The following is a 23,052-nucleotide window of genomic DNA, read 5'->3' on the forward strand; positions in this document are numbered from 1 at the left end:
GGCCACCGCGCGGTCGCCACCCGCTACGACAAGCGCGACTACATGTTCCGCGGAACCATCGACGTCGCCTCGATCAGGATCTGGCTCCGCGACCCCGTCCCATGATCCAAGGGACACGCTCTAGTGGGAGTGACGGGCTACTCCTCCCCTGTCCCCGGTCCGGTGTCCGTCGCCGTCGAGGCGCCGCCGACCGTCCGGCGGGTCTCGGTGACGGTGTAGGCGGCCCGCGCCAGGTCGGTGCCCAGCACGTACACCTCGATGTAGGGGTCGACGCCCGGGACGACGGCCAGCTGCTGCACCGACTGGCTGCGCGGCACCTGGCCGAACGCCCCGCCGCGGAACGGCTGCCAGGCGCCGTCGTTCAGCCCGGACAAGGCCCTGTCGCCCCACAGCACGGCGTAGGCGGGCGGCTCGGTGATGCCGTCGACGATCCGCGGCTGCCGCTGACAGGGGTAGGCGAACGCGAGCGGCCACGCGAGCGCCACCGGCGCGGCGTCGGGGATGAGCTGCTCCAGGGTGACCGGGCGCTGCACCGCGGGCGCGGTGAACCCCAGCCAGCCGTGGATGGCGCCGGTGACGTCGACTGCCTCGAGCCGCACCACGTCGGCGCCGGGCGGCGGGTCCAGCCGGAAGGTCCGCCACGCGGCGCTGCGGGCGCTGTCGGTGAGCGGCTCCGGCGCGGCGAGCGGGGTGACCCCGCTCCCGGTGCGGCTGCCGTAGACGGCGCTGAGCGAGTTGCCGTCGCCCAGCGTCCCGGCGGCCAGCACGGTGACCGCCGCGCCGTCGGGGAGGGCGGGCGGGAGCGCGAACCACTGGGTGGTCATCTCCCCGGTGCTGCGCTCGGCGCTGTTGCCGTCGAACGCGACGAGGCTGCCCCACGCCCGGTCGGTGGCGTTGCCCTGTGGCTGCTGGCCCACGGCGTAGCCGTCCGGGACGAAGCCGGTGGCGGGCGGCGGGGCGGGCAGGCCCGCGGCGACGGGCAGCGGCTGCGCGGTGCCCGGGTCGAGCACCTGCACGACGCCGGCCGCGGCGCACTCCTGCGCGGTGGGGTCGGCGAGGGCCGTGCCCCACACCGCCTCGCGCGGCACGCCCTGCACCGCCGCCGCCCCGAACGTGCCGACCACGTAGGTGGTGGTCGCCGCGAGTGACAGCACCATCACCACCGGCACGGCCCGCAGCAGCTGCAGGCGCAGGTCCGGGCCGCGACCCCCGCCGCGCCTGCGGGCCAGCAGCACCAGCGCAGCGGCGGTGACCGCGAGCAGCAGCACCCACAGGGGCAGGCTGTTGAGGTCGACGCCCTTCACCGCGGGAGGCAGATTCGGGCGGCGGGTGCCGCCGAACCAGGCGTAGGGCCACTGGTTGGGGCCGTGCCAGGCCAGCGAGATCAGCACCACGGCCGAGACCGCCGCGGCGGCGAGCACGCCGACCGGCAGCGGCGACCCGCGCAGCACCCGGCGGGTCAGCGGCACGGCCGTCACCAGGAACAGCGCGAGGAAGGCCGAACCGACTCCCGCCACCGCGCCGAAGTGGTGCGTCCACTTCGACGGGGTGATCCACAGTGAGGCGACGGCGAGCGCGGTGGTGGAGCCGGCCAGCCACAGCGGCGTCGGCAGCGGCACCGTCCGCATCCGCGCGGCAACCGCCAGCACCGCGAACCAGACGAGCGACGCCACGCACAGCAGCACGGCGGCGCGCTTGGCGAAGTTGCCCATCGGGATCTGGCTGAGCAGCCAGGCCCAGCGCTGGAACTCGCTGGTCCAGCTCTCCTGCGCCTGGATGGCGAGGAACAGCGTCTGGCCACGGACGAAGTCGCGCAGCGCCCCGTCGGCGAAGGCCACGAGCGGGGCCACCATGCCGCCGGACAGCACGGCGACGGTCCGCACCGCCGTCGCGGTGACGTCGCCCGGCACGCGCACCAGCGGCACGAGCAGCGGGAGCCCGGCGAGCAGCGGGGCGAACAGCGTGAAGCCGGTGGGGTGGGCGGCGAACCCGATCCCGGCCAGCGCGAAAGCCAGCCAGGCGAGGACGAGGCGGCGGGAGCGCGCCGCGGTGAGCACGGCGAGCATCGCCGCGGCACCGCACAGCGCCACGACGGTCTCCGGGCGCACCCCCATGTCCTGCGGGATCCACCAGGACAGGAACACGACGGCCAGCACGGCGTGGGTCACGGCGGCCACGGTGCGCGGGTTGCGCTGTGCCCACCCGGCCTGCTCCGGCTCGACCCGCGTCCACTCGGCGACCGCCACGGCCGCGAACCGGCGCAGCACCAGCCAGGTGAGCACGCCGAACACCGCGGCCGGGATCCGCTGCATCACTGGGGCGTCCCCGGCGAGCTGCTGCCACCAGCCCAGCGCCTGGTAGAACCAGGTGAAGGGCGTGAAGTTCTGGTCGTAGAGCTGGTAGTAGTTGCCGACCTCGCCCGACAGGGCCGAGTTGCGCGCCATCGCCGCGTAGTAGCCGTCGTCGTCCGTGGCCGGGGCCACGAACATCCAGAACACCACCGCCGCCGGGATGACGACGTCGACCACCCGGGGCAGGCCGGGGCGCAGTCGCCGGGCCGCGCTCGCGACGCCGCGGTCGAGCAGCCCGAGCAGCACGGCCGTGGCCACGAGCCCCGCGAGCACCATCCCGATCAGCAGGGCCTTCAGCGGGGTCGGGCTGCTGGTGAACTCGTCGTCCACCCGCAGTGACACCGCAAGGCCACCCGGGGTGGGCAGGGTCGTCAGCGACGTGGCGAGCACATCGACGTCCGGGAGCTGCTGCAGCGGTGCGCGCAGGAGCTCGGCGCCGTCGCGGGTGACCACCAGCTCGGCGTTGTCCGGCGCGGCGAAGTCAGCCGGGTCGGGCTGGGCGGGGTCGTTGGGGTCGGTCGGCTTCGCGAGCAGCGTGGGCAGGCCCCGGCTCTCGCCGCTGATCCGGTACTCGCACGGGCCGGGCCCGAGCGGCTCGGTCAGCAGCACCTCGCCTTGCGCGCGGATCTCCAGGACCCCGCCCGCCACCGTGGCGCGCAGCCCGAGCGGGAGCGGCGACTCCGGCAGCGTCGTCGACACGACCACCCCGCCCGCGGGCTCCGCGAGCCGGGCGGCGTCGCAGGTGAACCGTACGTCTATCGCGAGGGGGCGGTACGCGGTGAGGTTCAGCAGCGTCGACTCCGGACGTGCCGGGTCGCGCGGCCAGCTCACCGTGGGTTCGTTGACCGAGACGGGCGCGAACGGCAGCAGCCCGGCACAGACCACGGCCACCAGCGCGGCGAGGCCGGCGAGCAGGGCCACGCCCCGGCGCCGGGGGCCGCCACCCCGCGCGGAGCTACCCCCTGCGGGGCCGCCTCCTGTCGGCTCGCCCGAGGCCGAGCCATTGCCCCCGGCACGGTCGGCGTCGTCGCCCGGGGGCAGCTCGGCGTCGTCGCGGACGGCCTGGGACACGTCAGTCACGGTCGCCCATGCTTCCAGCAGGACCACACGGACGTGCAGGGGCTCGCTGGCCACGTTCCGCCTAAGGGCGACTTCGGGGCGTTACGGTCCCGCATGACCAGCAGGTTGACGGAAGTGGCGGGACGTTGGACCGAGCTCGGGGAGACCGATCCCCTGTGGGCAGCGCTCACCGACCGCGGCCGGGGCGGCCGCTGGGAGTCCGCCGACTTCCTCGCCACCGGCCGCGCGGAGATCGCCGACGTGCTCGCCCTGCTGGACCGGCGGGGCCTCACCCCGACCCTCGGAACGGCGCTGGACTTCGGCTGCGGGCCCGGGCGGCTGAGCGCGGCGCTCGCGCACGCCGGGTTCGCCCGCGTCCTGGGCGTGGACGTCTCGCCGACGATGCTGGCCACCGCGCGGACGCTCGTCGATGACGCCCGTTGCGAGTTTCTCCACAACCCCGGCCCGAACCTGGAGGCGGTGGCCACCGGCACCGTCGACCTCGTCTACAGCTGCCGGGTGTTGCAGCACATGCCCGCCGAGTTGGCCCACGGCTACGTCCGCGAGTTCCTGCGGGTGGTCACTCCCGGCGGGTTGGTGGTCTTCCAGCTGCCCGCCGAGCCCGCGTCCGGCCCGGCGGGCCGCGCGGTGGCGCTGCTCCCGGCGCCGGTGCTGAACCGGCTCCGCCGCGGCATGCAGATGCACGCCACGCCCGCGGCCGCCGTCACGCGGCTGGTGGCGGAGTGCGGCGGGGTCACAGTCTCGATCGAGGAGGACGCGAGCGCCGGCCCGCGGTGGCGCAGCCATCTGTACGTGGTGCACGGGAAGGCGTAGTGCGCGGCTGACGAGCCCGCCCCGGCCGGTAGCGGGCGGCGACTGCATAATTGCAGGGTCTGGAGAGATCGTCCCTGGAGGTCTGAGTCCTGGCTGGCACCCCCGGCTCGCGAACGCGATCGCTCGGGCTCGTCGGCCTGGGCATCGTGGCATCCGGGCTGCTCATCAACGGGTACCTGGCGATCGTCGCGCGGAGCCTGCCCGCCGCCGAGTACGCCTACTTCGGGGCGTTCTGGTCGCTCGCCCAGGTCGCGGGCTTCGGGATGTTCCTGTCCATCGAGCAGGAGACCGCGCGGCTGCTGCAGACCCCGGGGCGCCCGCTCGGTGTGCTCAAGGCCGCGCTGCTGACCGCGGCCGCCATGGCCGTCGCCCAGCTTGCGGTGATCGCGCTGGGGTGGCCGCTGCTGTCCGAGGCGTTCGGCGGGCACGCCGTGACGGTGGTGGCGATGGGTGTGCTCGCCCTGGTCTCGGCCGGCCAGTTCGTCGTGCGCGGCGCCCTCATCGGAATGGACCGCATGGGCCGGCACGCCGCGATCATGTTCTTCGACTCCGGGCTCCGCGTGGTGCTCGCCGCGCTCGTGGCCGCGTTCGTCATTGATCCCGGCAGCCCTGCCTTCGCCTGGACCTTGGTCGGTGCCATCGGCCTGGCGCACGCCCCGCAGCTGCTGTCGCTGCTGCGCCGCCGCACGCGCGCCGCCACCGAGCCGGACCCCGCGGCCGGGTGGCTCGGGCCGCGCGCGGTTTGGTCTGCCGTCGCGCCGCTGCTGCTCGGCTCCCTGTGCGCGCAGCTGCTGCTCAACGGCCCCCCGGTGCTGGTGCCGGTGCTCGCCGAGAGCGCGGCCGATACCACCCGGGCCGGGCAGCTCCTCGCGGTGTTCACCCTCAGCCGGGTGCCGCTGTTCCTCGTGGTGCCGCTGCAGACCGCGCTGCTGCCGATGTTCACCGGGGCACTGCACACCGGTAACCGGGTGGCGCTAGTGCGGGTGGTGCGGCTGCTGTCGCTGGGGCTGGTGGGCCTCGCCGTCGCCGCGCTCGTGCTGGGCTACCTCGCCGGGCCGTGGCTGGTCGGGCTGATCTTCGGTGCGGAGTACGTCCTCCCCGGCGGCCACGTGGCGCTGCTCGCGGTGGGCGTCGCCGCCTACATCGGGCTGGTGCTCGTGACCCAGGTGCTGGTCGCCTCCGTGCGGCACCGGCTGGTCGCGTGGAGCTGGCTGTCGGGGCTGGTGGTGGCCGCCGTGGTGCTGGCCGTGGTCCCCGACCTGTTGCTACGTGCCGAGCTCGCGTTCCTGCTCGGCTCGGTGGTCGGATGGCTGGTGGGCACCGTGCTGGTGCTCACCCAACGACAGGAGCGAGAGTTGCAGAGTGTCGTCTGAAGCCCCCCGTCCCGACGTCTGCCGCGGCGGTGATGATCTCGTCGTCGCCCTCACCTACTACGCGCCCTACGTCTCAGGCCTCACGAACATGGCCCGCGACATCGCCGAGGGTCTCGCTGCCCGCGGTCGGCGCGTCATGGTGGTGACCAGCCGGTTCGACCCGTCCCTCCCGCTGAAGGAGGAGATCAACGGGGTGCGCGTGCTGCGGGCCCCGGTGCTGCTGCGGCTCGGCCGCGGCGTGGTCAGCCCGGAGTTCGTGCGGCTGGCGCGGGCCACGATCGAGCGCGCGAAGGTCGGCGCCCTGCAGCTGCCAATGCTCGAGGCGGGCGCGATCGCGGCCGGTATGCACACGCCGCTGGTGTCCACCTACCACTGCGACGTGACGCTGCCGCCCGGCCTGGTCAACACCGCGCAGCGGCTGGTGGTCGACGCCTCGAACCGCGCGGCCATGAGGCGGTCCGCGGTGGTCGCCGTCACCAGCGAGGACTACGCGCGGCACAGCCGGATGTGGTCCGCCATCGAGCCCTCGATGGCGGTGGTGCCCCCGCCGTGCCCGCCGTCCCCGCCCGGCAGGCCCACCTATCGGGAGACCGACGGGCTGCACGTCGGCTTCCTCGGCCGGATCGTGCGCGAGAAGGGCCTGGAGTACCTCGTCCGCGGTTTCCGGGCGCTGCCCGACCCGGACGCGCGGTTGCTCATCGGCGGCGACTTCACCCACGTCGCCGGCGGCAGCGCGATTGAACAGGTGCGCGCGGCGATCGGAGACGACGACCGGATCCGGCTCATGGGCTTCGTGCCGGAGGAGCGGATCGGGGACTTCTACGCCTCGCTCGACGTTTTCACGCTGCCCTCGGTCAACGCCTTCGAGGCGTTCGGGATCGTGCAGGCCGTCGCGATGCTCGCGGGCGTCCCGGTGCTGTCGAGCGACATCCCCGGGGTTCGCCAGCCGGTGGCGCAGACCGGCTTCGGCCGCGTCGTCCCGCACGCCGACGCCGGCGCGATCACGCGCGCCCTGCAGGCGATGCAAGCCGACCCGCCGGATCGCGAGGCCGGTGCGGCGCGCGCCCACGAGGCGTTCTCGGTCGCGGCCGTGCTCGACGGCTACGAAGTCCTGCTCGACAAGGCCGTCCACCACCAGGGGAGCGCGAAATGACGACGGAGCCCGACCGCGTTGAGTTCGACCCGGTCCGGGGCGAGCCGGACCACTACGACGCCGACTACTACGACGGCAACGGGCAGGCGGGCGACCGCCCGGCCCTGCGCTGGTACGTGCGGATGGTGCGCCGGTACGTCGGCCCCGGGCCCTACCTCGACTTCGGCTGCGGCACGGGGCACCTGCTGCGCAGGCTCGGCGAGCACGATCGGGCTGCGGGCTTCGAGATATCCCCGTACTCGGCAGCGATGGCTCGTGGCACTGCCCCCGGCTGCGTCGTGTATACCGCGCTCGACGAGATCCCGGACGCAACGTTCCGCGGCCTCACCGCGATTCACGTGCTCGAGCACATCGACGATGCGACCGTCACCGAGGTGCTGGCCTGCTGGAAGCGGGTGCTCGTTCCGGGCGGGCGGGCGCTCGTGGTCGTGCCGGACCCAGCCGGGCGCGCACGGGCGCTTGCAGGGGAAAGTTGGACCGGCTACCTGGACCCCACACACATCAACCTCAAGTCGCACGCCGAGTGGCGCGCGTTCCTTGCCGATGCTGGGTTCAGGCTGGTGCGGGAGGGCAGCGATGGTCTGTGGAACGTGCCCTACAGCAAGCTTCCAAAATTGCTCGACGCACTGCAGCACGCTGTCCCATCGCTAGTGCAGTTTCTGGCCGGACGGCTGTTCCTGCGACCCGGCGCGGGCGAGTCGGGCGTATTCGTGATCGAGAAGTCGGAGCGTTAGCCTCCGAGGCTGCTCCCCTCACCGGCCGCCCACAGCAGTCCCCGCGGGCGGCTCCCCGATCGGTGCCGCCTCGCTCCAGCCCCACACCAGCTCCGCGGCGATGCGCAGGTCCGGTGACGCCGCGCGGACATACGGCTCGATCAGCCGCAGCTGCCCCCAGTCGCGGCCCCACTCGCCGTCGAGGTAGGTCGGGACGACGCGCTGCTCGGCGACGACGGTGAGCCACGCCAGTGGGCCGGCCGATGCCGCCGCCGACCAGTCCTCGCCGACGCCGCGCTGCTGCGGGTCGGCGAGCACCCGATAGCGAGGCAGTTCGGCGATGCCGTCGGTGATGTCGAACGGGCGCAGGCAGGGATGCGGGAGCGCGACGGGCCAGTCGAGGTATCCGGGGGCGGTGCCGACGAGGTCGAGCAGCGGGGTCAGCCGCGGCACGCGGGGCGGGGTGACGGCCACCCAGCCGGTCGGGACGACGACGTCGTCGGAAGCCACCACCCGCACCACGTCGGTCTCGGAGCGGTCGCGCAGGTCGAAGCGGACGTCGCGCCAACCGCGCCCGGATGCGGCGGTGCCCGTCGGGTCCGCAGCAGCGGTGATCGTCGCGCCAGCGGTGATGCCCAGCCGATCGAGGACGTCCACACCACCGCCGGTCGTCCGGCCCAGCTCGATCGCCACCGACGTGCCGCCCCCGATCTGCCCGGCCACCCCGATGACGAGTGGGGCGTCGCGCAGAGCGGCCGCCGGCAGCGCGTACCAGCCGGTCACCAGTCCGCCGGTGCCGCCATCAGGACGGTAGCTGCTCAGCACCGGTCCGACGCCAGGGCCGGAGGCGGAGACGGCGGGATCGACGGCACCGGTGCCCGTGACGTCCTCGGCGGAACCCGGGCCGGACGCGGGCACCGCGCCCTCCACGAACCCGTCGAGCACGGGGGGCTCCCCGGGCACCGGCGAGAGCGTTCCCGCGGCAGGGTCGGTCTCGATGCGCACGTGGGCCGACAGGCCACAACCTGCAGGATCGCCGAGTGCATCCGCGGCCAGCGAGTAGCTCCCCGCCTGCTTCTGCACGGCCTTGACCTGCGAGGTGACCTCCAGGAGCACGACCATCCCGCAGAGCACGGCGAGCGTTCCTCCGGACAGTGCGGTTCCCCTGATCGCACGGGCCTGCCTCCCGCCGGCACGGATCGGTGCGCGTACGTGCTCGACGACCGCGAGGACCAGCAGCACACCCGCCCCGGCCAGGAACGCCGATGACGCGGTGACGCCCCCGATGCCCGGTGGCCGGTCGAACCACGGCACGCCCCAGTTCGAGACGTACCACCAGCTGTTCGTCGCGGTGAACGCGAAGGCGGACACGCCGAGCAGGGCCGAGCCCGCCAGCAGCCGGTTGCGCCGGGCCCGGAGCACGGCCGTGCCCGTGGCGACGACGGCCAGCGCCGCGACCGCGGCACCCAGTCCGGCGAAGGCACCGAAGTGGTGGGTCCACTTGGTCGGGGTGAGGGCGAGGACGCCGAACCCGAGCACGACGCTGCCCAGGACGCGGCGGGCGGGACCGGAGGCCACCCCGGGGATCCGCCCGCGACGGGCGAGCACGACCGCGGCCACCGCCGCGCACAGGACGAGCACCAGCACGGGGAACCGCCTCACCAGCGATCCGTCCGGGCTCGGGCTGAACAGCAGGGAGTAGCGGTACAGCTCCCCGTACCACGGGACGTAGGGCCCGATCTCGGTGCGAACCCGGGTCGCCTCGGCCACGGTCGCCCACGTCTGGTCGGCGAAGACGGCCACCAGCACGATCACGCCGGCTCCGGCGAGCGGGGCCAGCGTCGGTGTCCAGCCGGTCGCTGCCGCACGGGCCCGCAGCAGCCGCAGCAGCGGCCGGAGACCGGCGAGGAACGGGGCGGCGGCGAGCAGCCCGGTCGGGGTCGCGGCGACGGCGTGCGCCGCAGCGACGAGGCCGAGCGCGATCGGCGTCAGCCTGCGCGTGGCCAGCCCGTGCTCCAGGCCGCACGTCGCCAGCAGGGCCCCCAGCACCACCACGGGCTCCGGACGTAGCCCGTTGCCGAACGGCAGCCAGAAACACAGGAAGAGCGCGGCAGCCGCCCATCCCGCCGCCCGGCTGCGCCGCACACCCGTGCCGAGCCGGGGGAGCAGATGCCGGCTGAGCAGCCACCAGCTCGCGAGGGCCATGACGAGCGCGGGCAGGCGCAGCCACAGCACGGCCTCGCCGAGCTGCACCCACAACCCGTACAGCTCGTAGAACCAGCCGAACGGTGCCTCCGGCACGTCGAACCAGCGGTAGTAGTTGCCGACCCAGCCCGCGGACTCGGCGGCCCGAACCATCGTGAGTATGTAGCCGTCGTCGGCGGTCATGGCCCCCACGCCCGTCCACACGACGAGTACAGCCGCCACAATGGCATCGCGCGCCACGTCCCGGCGGCGAGCGCAGCGTGCCTTTGCCGGCAGCCTGCCGTAGACAGCGTCCGTCCGGTTCAGCGCCAGCAGGCAGCAGAGCAGTGCGAGCACCGCGGCTGCTCCGACGACCCCCTTCAGGACGGAGACGGTGCTGTCGAACCGGTTGTCGACCCGGATCCGCACCGCTGTGTCCGCCAGGTCGTCACGGTCGTCGTCGAGGTCGGAGTACAGGCTGACGACCTGCGGCCGGATGTCGCTGTCGGCCGCGGCGACGACATTGCCGCCCAGCCGCACCTCGGTCCGGGTGGCGGTGGACGTGATCCCCAGGTCGCACGCACCTGCGGCCAGCGGGACCACCGCGAGCTCGACACCCCGGTTCACGAGGGCGAGCCGGCCGTCCGCGACGGTGACGGTGAGGCCGACTGCCGGGCCGGCCGGAGCAGCAGGGGAAGTCGTGGACAGGACGACCGCGGGCGGTCCGATGCGCGCGTCGAGGTCGCGCAGCGCTGTACAGGCGACGTCCGCGGTCAGCTCCAGCGGGCGAAGCGCGACGAGCGGAGCGGTCACCGGGTCGGTCCCGCGTGCCGCGCCGGGCCAGTGCAGCTCGGCGGTGTCCTGCTGCACCGGCATGAACGGGAACGCGATCGCCAGCACGGCCGCAATGAAGCCCAGGGCCGTGGCGGTACGGGAGCGCGGAGGCCGCGGAGCGGGAGACACCGATCGGCGGGGCACGACAGTCACCTCGTCGGTCGTCGACATGTCGGAACAGCGTAGGCCGCCGGTGGCCAAGGCATGATCGGGCCATGACCCTTCCTCTCGGCCCCGACGAGCTGCTCACCACCACTCGCTCCGTGCGCAAGCGCCTCGACCTGGAGCGGCCGGTCCCGATCGAGCTGATCCGCGAGTGCCTCGAGGTGGCCCTGCAGGCGCCCTCGGGCAGCAACCAGCAGGGCTGGCACTGGATGGTCGTCACCGACCCGCAGCTGCGGGAGCAGATCGGCGAGTACTACCGCCAGTCGTTCGCGGAGTACCGCAGCTCCGCGGGCTACGCCGGCCGGGCGGCCACCGGCAGCGCGGAGCGGCAGGCCACCCAGGCGCGGGTGGCGGGGTCGGCCGACCACCTCGCCGCGGTGATGGGCCGGGTGCCGGTGCTCGTCATCGCCTGCATCACGGCGGGCGAGGAGCTGCCCGCCGGCAACCAGGCCGGGCTGTGGGGCTCGCTGCTCCCGGCGGCGTGGAGCTTCCAGCTCGCCGCCCGTGCCCGCGGGCTCGGCAGCGCGTGGACGACGTTGCACCTGCGCTACGAGAAGGAGATCAACGAGCTCCTCGGGATCCCGCCGCAGGTGCGGCAGGGCGTGCTGCTGCCCACCGCGTACTTCACCGGCGAGACGTTCAAGCCCGCACCCCGGGAGCCGCTCGAGACCGTGCTGCACCTGGACCGCTGGTAGCGGAACGTGGCCGGGGACGGGGGCGCGGACCCGCCGGTACCCCCGTCCCGCCCACCCGATCGGCCGAAGCACCCATGAGCGTGCCGTGACGACAGAGGCCATCCCGGTACGTTCCGGGTGTCACTCGCACCGCTGTTGTCGGAGCAATCGTTGGCCCCAGCGTGACGGCACTGCGCGCACGGACCACTCCATCCGGTCATCAAGCCGCGACCTCCGGGGAATTCCGGGGCCTGACCGGGCTGCGGATCGTCGCCGCAGTGTGGGTCGTCCTGTTCCACTTCCACTTCACGCCGCTGCCCGGGGTCGCGGAGGCCGTCGGCGTACTGGGACCGCTGATCACCTCCGGCGCCCTCGGCGTCGACCTGTTCTTCGTCCTGAGCGGGTTCGTCATCGCCCACACCTACCTCGACCAGCTCGGGCCCGCGTTCCGCGCGGGCGCCACCGCCCGCTTCCTGTGGGCGCGCGTCTGCCGGATGTGGCCGGTGTACGCGCTGGTGTTCCACCTGTTCGGGCTCTGGCTCGTGGCGCGCCTGGTGTTCGGGTCCGACCCGGAGATCGCGTTCCAGGCCGTGCAGCCGGGCGTCGACGCCGGGCAGTACGTCCAGCAGCTGTTCCTGGTGCAGCTGTGGGACGACCCCTTCCTCGACGGTGCCTCCTGGGTGGGCCCCACCTGGTCGATCAGCGCCGAGTGGCTCGCCTACCTGCTGTTCCCGGTGGCCGCGCTCGTCTTCTTCCGGCTGCGCAACCTCCCGATCGCCGTGCTGGGCGCGGCCGCGCTCGCGCTGATGACGCCCATCGCGTGGGCGTACCTGAGCACCGGCAGCCCGTACTACCCGTGGAGCTGGCTGGTCCGGATCCTGTGCGGCTTCGGCGGCGGTGTGCTGATGTACCTGGCGGTGCGCAGGCTGCGCAGCACCGGCGGGGTGCGGCGGACGGCCTCCTGGCTCGCCGTGGCCGTGCCGGTGCTGATCGCGGCCGGGCTGCTGCTCGGTGAGCTGGTGGCGCCCGGCCGCGGCGGTGCCGTGATCGTGCTGTTCCCGCTGCTCGTCGCCGCGCTGGCGCTGGCCGACCGCGGCCCGGCGATGGTGCTGTCGGCCCCGTGGGCCGTGTACGGCGGGCGCATCTCCTACAGCCTCTACCTGGTGCACATCCCGATCTTCGAGGTGTACTGGCTGGCGCTGCGCCGGTTCGCGTGGCTGCGCCTGGAGTCGCTCCTCGCGCACGTCGTCGGCGTGCTGGTTGTGCTGTCGACCCTGGTCGTGGCCGCCGTCGCCTACCGCTGGGTGGAGGAGCCGGCCCGCAGCCGGATGCGCGCCATGGCCCCGGTGGCGGCCCTCCGGGCACTCGTCGCCCGCCTGCGCCCGCGCCGCGTGCCCGCGGCGACCGTCCCGCCCACGGTGGCGCGGTTCGCCGCGCAGCGGCAGGCGCTTGCCGACCTCGCGGCGGCCGACACCAGCGCGCCTGCGCCGCTGCCGCGGCACGCCGCGTCCCCGTTCCGGCCGGCGACGCTGGCCGCCGCCCTGATCAACGCTCAGCGCCGCCGTCCGGCGCACCGGGCCGAGATGTGGGCCGCCTACGAGCGGGCGGAGTACGTCCGCGGCGGCTACCTGCACGCGGGGAACTGACACCGGAGCCATACCTCGGTGCGGCCGCCCTGCCGAACGTTCGCGCCCGGCAGCTCCCGGTGGATCAGACCGGCAGGCGGCGGAACACCGCGCGCGGCAGGTGTCGCAGCACGCTCATCACCAGGCGCAGCGGCCCGGGAGCCCACACCAGCTCGCGGCGGTTGCGCACCGCGTCCACCGCGACGGCGGCCACGGCCTCCGGGGTGGTGGACAGCGGGGCGGCCGGCATCCCGGCGGTCATCCTCGTGTGCACGAACCCCGGCCGCACGACCGCGACGCCCACCCCGGACGGCCGCAACGCCTCCGTCAGGCCGATGTAGAAGGCGTCCATGCCGGCCTTCGTGGAGCCGTAGACGAAGTTCGACCGGCGGGCCCGCTCGCCCGCCACGGAGGAGAACGCGACGATCGAGCCGTGACCCTGCGCCCGCATCTTCTCCGCGAGCGCCACGCCCACCGAGACGGCCGCGGTGTAGTTGACCTGGGCCAGCTCGACGGCGGCGGAGACGTCGGTCCACGCCTGCTCGTTGTCGCCGAGCAGCCCGAACGCCACCACGGCGACGTCGATGTCCCCGCCGGCGAACGCCTTCTGCACCACGTCGGCGTGCGTCTCGGGCGCCTTCGCGTCGAACGGCACGGTCTCGACGGCGCAGCCCAGCGTCTCCAGGCGCGCCTTCGCCGCGTCCAGCCGCTCCGACGGGCGGGCGGCCAGCACCACGCGCAGCGGCCGGTCCGACGCGAACGCCTCGACGACGGCCAGGCCGATCTCCGAGGTGCCGCCCATCAGCAGCACGGACTGCGGGTTGCCCAGCGCATCGATCACTTCGTCAACTCCAGCCGTCGGGCCATGTCGGACGTGAACACGCCGTCGGGGTCGACGGCATCGCGCACCTTGCGCCACTCCTCGAAGCGCGGGTAGCCGCGCCGGAAGGTCTCCGCGCTGGTGCGCGACTCCTTGGCCAGGTACAGCCGCCCACCGGCCCCGAGGACCAGCTCGTCGAGCTTGTCGCAGAAGCGGTGCAGGCCGCGGCTCACCGGGAAGTCCACCGTGATCGTCCAACCCGGCTGCGGGAACGACAGCGGCGCCGCGTTGCCCTGCCCGAACCGCTTGAGCACGTTCAGTCCGGACGCGTGCGGCGACTGCGCGATCTTCTCGACGATCCGGCGGAACGTCGCCTCCTCGCCGAACGGCACGAGGAACTGGTACTGCAGGAACCCGCGCGAGCCGTAGACGCGGTTCCAGTCCCCGAACAGGTCCAGCACCTGGTAGAAGGCCGTGATGTTCTGGATCGACCCGCGCTGGCGCTTCGGCGCCTTGCGGTACCAGAGCTCGCTGAACGCGCGCAGCGTGAGCCGGTTGGCCAGGCCGTTGGGGAAGACGTCGGGGAACGACAGCAGCTGCGGGGCCTCGAACCTCAGCGGGTCCCGGCGCAGCTTCGGCGGCAGCTCGTCGAGCGTGGCCAGCGAGCCGCGGGTGAGCACCGCGCGGCCGAGCTGCGCGCCCGTTGTGGTGGTGTCGAACCACGCGGCCGAGTAGCCGTAGGTGTCGTCGGAGCCGTCGGTGAGCAGACCCATCAGCTCGTCGAGATCGGTCGTGCGGTCGGTGTCGACCACGAAGTACGCCGACTCCGTGCGGTGCAGCTGGATCGTCGCGCGCACGATCACGCCGGTGAGGCCCATGCCGCCGACGGTGGCCCAGAACAGATCGGCGTCCGGGCCGTCCGGGGTGAGGGTGCGCAGCGCGCCGTCGGCGGTGACCAGGTCCAGGGAGAGGACGTGGCTGCCGAAGCTGCCCTTGCTGTGGTGGTTCTTGCCGTGGACGTCAGCGCCGATCGCCCCGCCGATCGTGACCTGCCGGGTGCCCGGCAGCACCGGGACCCACAGCCCGAACGGCAGCGCGCGGCGCATCAGCGTGTCGAGGCTGACCCCGCCGTCGACGATCGCCACGCCCGTGTCGGCGTCGATCGAGTGCACGGTGGCGAGGCCGGTCATGTCGAGCACCGTGCCGCCGGCGTTCTGCGCGGGATCCCCGTAGGAACGCCCCAGACCGCGGGCGATGATCCCCCGCGGGCCGGCCGCCGCGACGGCGGCGGTCACATCGTCCACGGACCGGGGGACCACCACGCGCGCGATGGTGGGCGCGGTACGTCCCCAACCGCGCAAGCTCGCCGTCTCGGACATCCGCGACAGGCTACGCCCCCTCCGGATTCGCGTTTGAGTCTCCACCGGCTGGAGCTCCGACGCTGGTCCGCATGCCACCGAGAAGAGCTATCCACAAGGTGACGTTGCAGCTCACGGCGGGGAACACCCCGGTCGCCGAGCTCGGCAAGATGCTCGGCCAGACCGGCGTCGCACTGATCGAGGTCAAGCGCCGCTACGACGAGCTGAGTGCGCCGCAGCGCGGCGACGTCGTCCCCGCGGTCGTCACCGTGTTCGACGACCGGTCGGTCACCCTCGAGCTCAGGACCCCACCGACGTCCTTCCTCATCAAGCGGGCACTGAACGCGAAGGGCTCCGCCCGGCCGGGGCACGACCCGGGGAGCACCCTCACCAGGGAGGCGCTCCGCGCGATCGCCGTCCGGAAACTGCCCGACCTCAACACCGCCGACGTCGAGGCCGCGATGCGCACGATCGCGGGAACGGCCCGGTCGATGGGGGTGACCGTGGCAGGGCAGTGAACGGCAGGAAAGCCACGTTCCTGTCGTTGAGTGGCAGCAACGTGGCTTTCCTGCCACTCGGCGGTTCCCTACTACGCTCACGGGCGTGAGCACGCAGCCGCCGGACCCCCCGGGCATCCGGATCTCCGACGCCGACCGCGAGCGGGCAGCGGCCCGCCTGCACCAGGCCCTCGCCGAGGGCCGGATCACGGTGTCCGAGCTGGAGGAGCGGCTCACCGTCGTCTACGCCGCCCGGTACGAGGCCGACCTGCGCCCCCCGCTGGCCGACCTGCCCGGCGCCGAGGTGGCGGGCACACCGGCGGCCGCCCTCGCCCGCCCCGACGCGCCGCCCGTGGTGCTGCGCGCCGGGATGTCGACGATCCGGCGCAGCGGCCAGTGGGACGTGCCGCCCCGGCTGCGCCTGCAGAGCGCAATGGGCTCGGTGATCCTCGACTTCTGCGACACCACGATCCCGCACCAGATCGTCGACATCGAGGTCGACCTGGGTGCGGGCTCGGCGCGACTCCTCGTGCCGGACCAGGCGACGGCGAACGTCGACAACGTGGTGGCCAGCATGGGCACCGTCAAGAGCAGCGTGCCGTCGCTCCAGCGGCCCGGCGTGCCCCACTTCGTGGTGCACGGCCGGGCCGGGATGGGGTCGGTCACGGTGCGTCGGCGCTACCGCTTCGCCGGCCGCAACTTCTGATCCGTCCCCCGCGAGTCGGCACGGATCGGCGGGCGAGTCGGCACGTCCTGGCGTCCGAGTCGGCACATCCCGGTGAGCGGGCCGCGGCCGGCAGCGCCCGGTCCGGCACATCCGCCCGCCACTTCGTGCCGACTCGCCCGCCGCTTTGTGCCGACTCGCGCGCCAGTTGGTGCCGACTCGCGCGCCACTTCGTGCCGACGCGCGCCAGTTGGTGCCGACTCGCGGGCTACAGGCGGGCGAGCTCGTCGGTCAGGTCGTCCAGGCCGAGGCTCCCCAGCGACAGGGCTGCGGCGTGCCAGGACTTCAGGTCGAAGTCCGCGCCACGGGCCGCCTTCGCGGCGTCGCGCCCGGCCAGCCAGGCCCGCTCCCCGAGCTTGTAGCTGATGGCCTGACCGGGCCAGCCGAGGTAGCGCACGATCTCGCTGTCGAGGAACGGGCCCGGCCGCCCGGAGTGCGCCCCGAAGAACTCACGGGCGATCTCCGGCGTCCACTTCTGCCCGGCGTGCAGCGGCGAGTCCGCGGGCACCTCCAGGCCCAGGTGCATGCCGATGTCGATCACGACGCGGATCGCGCGCATCTGCTGCGCGTCGAGGTAACCCAACCGTGCTCCTGGCAGCGTCAGGTAGCCGAGTTCGTCCATGAGCCGCTCGGAGTACAGCGCCCAGCCCTCGGTGTTGCCGGAGACCGACCCGAGCGAGGTCTGGTAAGTCGAGAGCCGGTCGGCGAGGTACGCCCACTGCGCGAGCTGCAGGTGGTGGCCCGGCACGCCCTCGTGGTACCAGGTGCTGATCAGGCCCCAGAGGGGGAACCGGGTCTCGCCCAGCGTCGGCAGCCAGGTGCGGCCCGGGCGGGCGAAGTCCAGCGACGGGCGCGTGTAGTACGGGGCCGCGGCGCTGCCGGCGGGCGCGATCATCGCCTCCACGGTGCGCACCGGCGTCGCGATGCCGAAGTGCGTGCCGTCGAGCTCGGCGATCGCGCTGTCCATCATCTGCTGCAGCCAGGCGCGCACCTCCTCGACGGCCTCGACGGCGTCGCCCTTCTCGTCGAGGTGACGCATCGCCGTGACGGGGTCGGCTCCCGGGAGCACGGCGTGGGCCTCGCGGCGCATCTCCTCGTCGAGCCGCCGGAACTCCTCCCAGCCCCAGAGGTAGGCCTCGGCGAGATCGAGGTCCGACCCGGTGCTCATGCGGGCCCCGAGCCGGTACCGGTCGGCGCCGACCGCGTCCGGCGTGCCCTGGGCCGCGGGCAGGTACTCGCCGGCGAGCTGCTCGCGCAGCCCCGCGACGGCCGCTGCGGCCGCGTCAGCCGCCTCGGCGAGCTCGGTGCGGACGGCGGGTGCGGTCCCGTCCGGCGCCTTCGCGACGAACGCGTGGAACCACGAGCCGCCGTCGGTGCCGAGCCAGTCGTCGAGCTGCGCGACGACCGTCTCCACCTGCCGCGGAGCGGCGTACAGGCCGCGCCGGGAGCCCTCCCCGAGCGTGGCGAGGTAGCCGTCGTAGGCCTGCGGAACCTTGGCCATCCGGCGGGCCACGACGGCCCAGTCCTCCGGCGTGACCGTCGGCATCAGTTCGAACAGCTGCCGTACCTGCTGGTGCGGGCCGAAGATGTTGCGCATCGTCCGCAGGTGCTCGTCGGCGTCGCTGACGGCCAGGTGCGCCTCGAGGCGCTCACGCAACAGGCGCGCACAGCGGCGGTCGTCGTCATCGGCGACGGCGGCGCCGGACAGGGCGGCCAGGGTGTCGCGGGCCAGGTCGTCGAGGGCGCGCTGGCCCTCGGGGGAGAGGTCGGGAACCCGGTCGTCGCCGGGATGGGTGCCCAGCGAGGTCGCGACCCGGGGGTCGAGGTCGGCGAGGCGCCGGACGTAGTCGTCGGCGAGGGCGCGCACCCCGGTGGGGGCGGCGGCATCGGTCTCGGTCGTCACGCCGCGATCCTGCCTCCCGACTCCAGGGCGGCGCATCCGCGGGGGCGCGCCCGTCTCCGCCCACGCGCCCCGGCGACGGGGGCACCGGCCGGGACGGGGTGCGCCGCGCCTCCTGGAGCGCCTCCCCAGTGGCGCGTCCTGCTCGGCCGATACCCTGTTCGTCGTGACCGCGACCCACCCCGCCCCGGCTCGGCTCGGCCTGGTGGCGCAGCTGAGCCGGTTCGTCGCGATCGGGGCGCTGTCGGCGCTCGTCGACTTCGGCGCCTACCACGGGCTGCTCGCGCTGGACGTGTGGGTGCACGCCGCCAAGGCGATCAGCTTCATCCTCGGCACTACCACCGCGTACGTGCTCAACCGGCGCTTCACGTTCGCCGCGAGCGAGGGCGGGCGCGGGCGGTTCGCGGGCTTCGTGCTGCTCTACGGCACCACGTTCGTGATCAACATCGGCATGAACGCGCTGATGCTCGCCGTGCTCCCGCAGATGGCGTTCCGGGTGAGTCTGGCCTGGGTCATCGCCCAGGGCACGGCCACGGCGATCAACTTCGTGATGCTGAGGACCGTCGTCTTCCGGAGGTGAGGCAGCCCGGGCCGCCGCCGCAACGGCAGCGACCCGGGCGCGGTTCAGCTGCGGCCGAAGCCGATCCAGGCGAACCCGGCCCGGCGCAGCACGTCCGGGTCGAGCAGGTTACGGGTGTCGATCACGACCGGGGACTTCGCGACGCCGCCGAGTGCCGCCCAGTCCAGGCTCCGGAACTGGGGCCATTCGGTGAGCACCACCAAGGCCTCGGTGTCCTTCGCAACGTCGATCGGATCGTCGGTCACCGCGATCCCGTCGGTGACCCCGGGGACGCCCTTCGCGCAGGCGGGGTCGTGCCCGACGAGCTCGGCGCCCTCGGCGCGCAGCAGTTCGGCGACGGCCAGCGCCGGCGAGTCGCGCAGGTCATCGGTGCCTGCCTTGAACGCCAGGCCGAGCAGACCGACCCGCTTTCCGGCGAGCGAGCCGCCCACGGCGGTGCGCACCTTGTCCACCACCCGCGCGCGGGTGGTCACGTTGGTGCGCAGGCTCCCGGCGACGAGGTCGAAGTCCATCCCGGCCGCCTCGGCGATCTGCAGCAGGGCGTGGGTGTCCTTGGGGAAGCACGAGCCACCCCAGCCGGGGCCCGGCGACAGGAAGGTCTGCCCGATCCGGCGGTCGTAGCCCATGCCCTCGGTGACCTCGATGACGTCCGCGCCGAGCCGCTCGCACAGGTCCGCCAGCGCGTTGACATAGGACAGTTTCATGGCGAGGAAGCAGTTCGCCGCGTACTTGACCATCTCGGCGCTGGCGGCATCGGTGAGCTGAGTGGGCGCGCCGAGCTTCGAGTACAGCGCAGCGACCCGCTCGGCGGCGTCCTGTGCGTCGCTGCCGACCACGATGCGGTCGGGGTTGAGGAAATCGTGCACGGCGCTTCCCTCGCGCAGGAACTCCGGGTTGCTCACCACCGAGATGTCGCGGCGGCCGAGCATCTTGCGGGTGGCCTCGGCGGTGCCGACCGGGACCGTGGACTTGTTGACCACCACGCAGCCACTCGGCAGCAGGTGGCGAACCTCGTTCACGACCGTCTGGACCGCCGCGAGGTCGGCGGCACCACCCTCGCCCATCGGCGTCGGCACACAGAGGAACACGACCTCCACGGGGGGAGCATCGGGCTGGACGATCCCGTTCCGGGCACCGAGCACGAACTCGAGCCGGCCAGCGGCCTGTCCCTCCATGACGAGCTCGGGCAGGCCCGGCTCGAGGATGTCCACCTCGCCGCGCTTGAGCCGGTCGATCTTGGCGGGGTCGATGTCGGCGCACACCACGTGGTGGCCGAGGGATGCCAGACAGGCTCCGGTCGTGAGGCCGACGTAGCCGGTGCCGATCACAGCGATGCGACGTGCGAACACGGCAATTCCTTCCGTCAGACGCGACGAGCGGAGTCAGCGGCAGTCAACGGTGCTGAGCCCTTTGCCCGCTCCGCTGACCGTGTTGCTGCAGGCGACCTCGTTGCGCTCGCGATTCTTGGTGATGTTGATGGCGTAACCGTCGGCGTTGACGGTGGCGGTGTTGTCGGCAAAGGTGTTGTGTAGGCCCCAGCCGTCGAGGATCTCGTGGACCTGGAACCCGTCCTCCGGGGCGTCGACGCCGACGTTTCCGACGATGGTCCAGTTGTTCCCCTTGACGTCCACCCAGGAGTCGGCTCCGGTCATCCCGGCCCCGGAGAACCTGTTGTTGCGCAGGACCCCGCCGGTGGTGCCCTCCTTGATGTCCACCGACTCGGACGTCGTCTCCGAGATGGTGTTTCCCTCGATGACGTTGCGATCACTGCGGTCGGGCTCGCAGTTGGTCTGATCGCACCAGTTGCTCTCGGCGCTGCCGATGTAGATGCCCTCGCCGAACTTCTCCTTGCGCAGCCCGGTGCGGCGGATGGTGTTGCCGCGCACCACGTTGTCGCTGCTGTGCTGCCGCAGATGGACGGCCTCGTCCCCGGTGCCCTCCACGAGCAGGCCCTCGATGAGGATTCCGCTCCCGCGGTCGACCATCACGCCCTTCTGCCCGCCGCTCACCGTGAAGCCGATCAGCTGCCAGTGCGTGGCGCCGTCGAGGTGCAGCGCGTAGTCGCCGTCGACCTCCCCGCCGTCGAGCACGGCGTCGCGGGTCCCGCAGAGGGCGATGGGGCGCTCCGCCGTCCCTTGCGCGGTGGCGACGAAGTTCCCGGAGTACGTCCCGGGGGCCATGCCGATGACGGTGCCGGGTTCGGCACCGGCGAGCGCCTCGACCAGTTGGTAGCCGTCGCTGACCTCGACGGTCGGCTCGTGGGCGCACACGGTCGCGCCGACGGGCTGCGCCGGCGACCCGGCTGGTGGCGGGGCCGGCTCCTGCACACCGGAGCTGCAGGAGGCGAGCGCGACCAGGACCGCCGCGAGGAGGCATGCGCCACTGCCGCCCACTCGGCGCCGGCCGTGCCGGACCGGGTTCATCGGCGAGCTCCCTTCCGGGACACCACGGTGACCCGCGTAACCGGAAGCGCGACCGTCCGATCGGCAGGCGCGACGGGCGGATCACCCGGGGCAGCTCCGGCGGGGGAAGCCGGCCGTGCCTGCGCCCGTGCTCGCCGCACCGTGGGGATCATCTGGGTCGCCGTGGAGTCGCTGCCCACCGCCGGGCCCAGCGCCACGTCGCGATACGGGTGCTGGAGCTCGCCGTCACCCCGGTGGCGCCGTGTCGTCCACAGGCGGATGGCGATGGGCGGCACGAGGATGAGCAGCCAGAGCAGCACCAGGGGATGGTCGGCGACGTAGTTCATCCAGTACTGCACGTCGTCGACGTCCACCGTCCAGCCGGTCTCGTCGTTGCCGTTGACCAGGACGGTGGCGGTCAGCCCGACGCGGTTGAGGTCCACTGCGGCCAGGCCGCGGCCGGCCAGGGCATTGTCGACCACGGATGACCCGGTCACCTCGCCGACGAGCGAGACCCCGTAGCGGGTCGCGGCGGCGACCTCGTTCCGCTCCACGCGGGCCGACGCGTCGGCGACCTGGATGGCTATCACCGCGGTCCCGACGCGGTTCCCGCTGACGTCGGCGTCGCGGACACCGTCGCGCACCGCGATGCCGAACTCGGCAGCGTCCACGCTGTTGTCAGTGACGACGGGAGCGGCGGCCGGCCCGCGCAGCACGATGCCGTCGCGGTTCCCGCCGACGGTGTTGCTGCGCAGCACGAGCTCGCCGGTCTCGACGGCGACGATGCCTTCCTCGGCGTTGTCCCTGACGGTCGAGCGCTCCACCGTGTAGCCCGCGCCGCGGGCGGTGCTCGCGCCGCCCGCCGTGGGCCCGTCGGCCAGCGGCGAACCGTCGATCCGGATGCCGTTGACCGCATTGCCTGCCGCGGTGACCTCGGTGAGGGTCACGCGCTCGGCACTGGGGCTCACTGCCACCCCGTGGCGCCCGTTGCCGGTGCTCGTGACGCGCTCACCGACGAAGCCCGTCGTCTCCCGGTGCAGCAGGAGGCCGTCCACGGCGTTGTCGCGCAGGGTGGTGTCGGTGACGGTCACATCGGCGGCGCTGCTGAGGAACATCCCGAAATGGCTGCGTTGGACGGTGGTCGCAGCGGCCGAACCACCGGCCGTACGGCTGGAGCTGCCGGTCCATGCCAGACCGCCGGTGCGGCCGCTCCAGAACCCGAGATCGGTGACGGCGAGCTGGGACAGCTCCATCCGCGCGCCCGCTGCCGCGCGGATGTAGGCGCGGCCGTCGACGATCTCGGTGTCGGCCGTGCCGGCCTCGGGATTCCAGCTCGTGACGGTCAGCGGGGCGTCCGGCCCGCCCGAGAGCGTCAGCATCCCCTTGAACGCGATGACCGAGGTGAAGCCGCCGGGGCCACTGGCCAGGCGAAGGGTGCCGCCGGGCTCCTGGATCCGCAGTTGTGCCCCGTCCATGACGACCACCGAGCGGCTCAGCAGCCAGCTCCCGTCGGGAAGGCGCTCCGCCGCCCCCAGCCGCTCCAACGAGCCGAGGTCGTAGGGCTCGGGGCGGGCGGTGAGCACCACGGTGGGAACCGCACCCTCGGCCCCCACCTCGCGCGGGGTCGGCGGTGGCGGCTCGGTGACGATCGACAGCAGCCTTTCGTCCTCGGCCTCGACCAGCAGTGCCTGCTGCTGCTCGGCTGCGGTCGCCGCGGGCAGCACCTCGGGGGATGGCGGGAGCGCAGGCGCGGCGTCCGTCGGGTCGCCGGCCGCCGCGAGGAGCCTGCCGGCCACCCCGGTCTGG

The 23,052-nt window shown here is 73.3% G+C and carries 17 protein-coding genes; 9 read left to right on the forward strand and 8 right to left on the reverse strand.

All coding sequences use genetic code 11. The features are described from left to right. Window positions 1–137: 137 nt before the first annotated feature. Complete coding sequence (locus tag KME75_RS24930) at window positions 138–3,431, reverse strand: arabinosyltransferase domain-containing protein (RefSeq protein ID WP_219417311.1); 3,294 nt, start codon at window positions 3,429–3,431, stop codon at window positions 138–140. A gap of 93 nt (window positions 3,432–3,524) precedes the next feature. On the opposite strand from KME75_RS24930, the gene KME75_RS24935 reads away from it, so the two are divergent. From KME75_RS24935 to KME75_RS24950, 4 genes are all read left to right on the forward strand, one after another. Beyond that, window positions 3,525–4,244, forward strand: a complete 720-nt coding sequence (locus KME75_RS24935; protein ID WP_219417312.1) for a class I SAM-dependent methyltransferase — start codon at window positions 3,525–3,527, stop codon at window positions 4,242–4,244. Between the two features lie 146 nt (window positions 4,245–4,390). Next, window positions 4,391–5,617 (forward strand): lipopolysaccharide biosynthesis protein, encoded by a 1,227-nt coding sequence (locus KME75_RS24940; protein ID WP_219417313.1) that lies wholly within the window; start codon window positions 4,391–4,393, stop codon window positions 5,615–5,617. Then, window positions 5,607–6,770 carry a glycosyltransferase family 4 protein gene (locus KME75_RS46095; RefSeq protein ID WP_308283048.1) on the forward strand — a complete coding sequence of 388 codons (1,164 nt, stop codon included), beginning with the start codon at window positions 5,607–5,609 and terminating at the stop codon, window positions 6,768–6,770. The genes KME75_RS24940 and KME75_RS46095 overlap by 11 nt, the downstream gene beginning before the upstream one ends. Beyond that, on the forward strand, window positions 6,767–7,504 hold the full coding sequence (locus tag KME75_RS24950; RefSeq protein ID WP_219417314.1) for a class I SAM-dependent methyltransferase: 738 nt from the start codon (window positions 6,767–6,769) through the stop codon (window positions 7,502–7,504). Before KME75_RS46095 ends, KME75_RS24950 begins: the two co-directional genes overlap by 4 nt. Window positions 7,505–7,522: 18 nt before the next feature. Here KME75_RS24950 and KME75_RS24955 read toward each other — a convergent pair whose 3' ends face one another. After that, a complete protein-coding gene (locus KME75_RS24955; protein ID WP_219417315.1) occupies window positions 7,523–10,672 on the reverse strand; it encodes an arabinosyltransferase domain-containing protein in 3,150 nt (1,049 codons plus the stop codon). Window positions 10,673–10,716: 44 nt separating this feature from the next. On the opposite strand from KME75_RS24955, the gene KME75_RS24960 reads away from it, so the two are divergent. Then, entirely contained in the window at window positions 10,717–11,361 is a 645-nt protein-coding gene (locus KME75_RS24960) for a nitroreductase family protein (protein WP_219417316.1), read from the forward strand. 161 nt (window positions 11,362–11,522) lie between these two features. Continuing rightward, window positions 11,523–12,986, forward strand: coding sequence for an acyltransferase family protein (locus KME75_RS24965; RefSeq protein ID WP_219417317.1), 1,464 nt, complete (start codon window positions 11,523–11,525; stop codon window positions 12,984–12,986). Window positions 12,987–13,050: 64 nt separating this feature from the next. Here KME75_RS24965 and dprE2 read toward each other — a convergent pair whose 3' ends face one another. Both dprE2 and dprE1 read right to left on the reverse strand, forming a co-directional pair. Further along, a complete protein-coding gene (gene dprE2 / locus KME75_RS24970; protein WP_219417318.1) occupies window positions 13,051–13,806 on the reverse strand; it encodes a decaprenylphospho-beta-D-erythro-pentofuranosid-2-ulose 2-reductase in 756 nt (251 codons plus the stop codon). Next, window positions 13,803–15,164 carry a decaprenylphosphoryl-beta-D-ribose oxidase gene (gene dprE1 / locus KME75_RS24975; protein WP_219417319.1) on the reverse strand — a complete coding sequence of 454 codons (1,362 nt, stop codon included), beginning with the start codon at window positions 15,162–15,164 and terminating at the stop codon, window positions 13,803–13,805. The genes dprE2 and dprE1 overlap by 4 nt, the downstream gene beginning before the upstream one ends. Window positions 15,165–15,235: 71 nt before the next feature. Between dprE1 and KME75_RS24980 the strand changes: the two genes are divergently transcribed. Together KME75_RS24980 and KME75_RS24985 are read left to right on the forward strand one after the other, a co-directional pair. Continuing rightward, entirely contained in the window at window positions 15,236–15,661 is a 426-nt protein-coding gene (locus KME75_RS24980; RefSeq protein WP_219417320.1) for an uL11 family ribosomal protein, read from the forward strand. A gap of 85 nt (window positions 15,662–15,746) precedes the next feature. Beyond that, on the forward strand, window positions 15,747–16,346 hold the full coding sequence (locus tag KME75_RS24985) for a DUF1707 SHOCT-like domain-containing protein (protein WP_308283049.1): 600 nt from the start codon (window positions 15,747–15,749) through the stop codon (window positions 16,344–16,346). Window positions 16,347–16,572: 226 nt separating this feature from the next. Here the strand turns inward: KME75_RS24985 and KME75_RS24990 are convergent, their stop codons facing one another. After that, window positions 16,573–18,267, reverse strand: coding sequence for a DUF885 domain-containing protein (locus tag KME75_RS24990; protein ID WP_308283050.1), 1,695 nt, complete (start codon window positions 18,265–18,267; stop codon window positions 16,573–16,575). A gap of 163 nt (window positions 18,268–18,430) precedes the next feature. On the opposite strand from KME75_RS24990, the gene KME75_RS24995 reads away from it, so the two are divergent. Then, entirely contained in the window at window positions 18,431–18,844 is a 414-nt protein-coding gene (locus KME75_RS24995) for a GtrA family protein (protein ID WP_308283051.1), read from the forward strand. Between the two features lie 44 nt (window positions 18,845–18,888). Here KME75_RS24995 and KME75_RS25000 read toward each other — a convergent pair whose 3' ends face one another. The 3 genes from KME75_RS25000 to KME75_RS25010 form a co-directional block, all read right to left on the reverse strand. After that, on the reverse strand, window positions 18,889–20,193 hold the full coding sequence (locus tag KME75_RS25000; RefSeq protein ID WP_219417322.1) for a UDP-glucose dehydrogenase family protein: 1,305 nt from the start codon (window positions 20,191–20,193) through the stop codon (window positions 18,889–18,891). Between the two features lie 33 nt (window positions 20,194–20,226). Then, the gene (locus tag KME75_RS25005) at window positions 20,227–21,267 is read right to left on the reverse strand and encodes a NosD domain-containing protein (protein ID WP_219417323.1); all 1,041 of its coding nucleotides are present in this window, start codon (window positions 21,265–21,267) and stop codon (window positions 20,227–20,229) included. Further along, window positions 21,264–23,052, reverse strand: a 1,789-nt coding sequence (locus tag KME75_RS25010; RefSeq protein WP_219417324.1) for a right-handed parallel beta-helix repeat-containing protein, incomplete at its 5' end; no start/stop codon positions are given. The genes KME75_RS25010 and KME75_RS25005, both read right to left, overlap by 4 nt.

Source organism: Pseudonocardia nigra, assembly GCF_019396355.1.
Lineage (GTDB): Bacteria > Actinomycetota > Actinomycetes > Mycobacteriales > Pseudonocardiaceae > Pseudonocardia > Pseudonocardia nigra.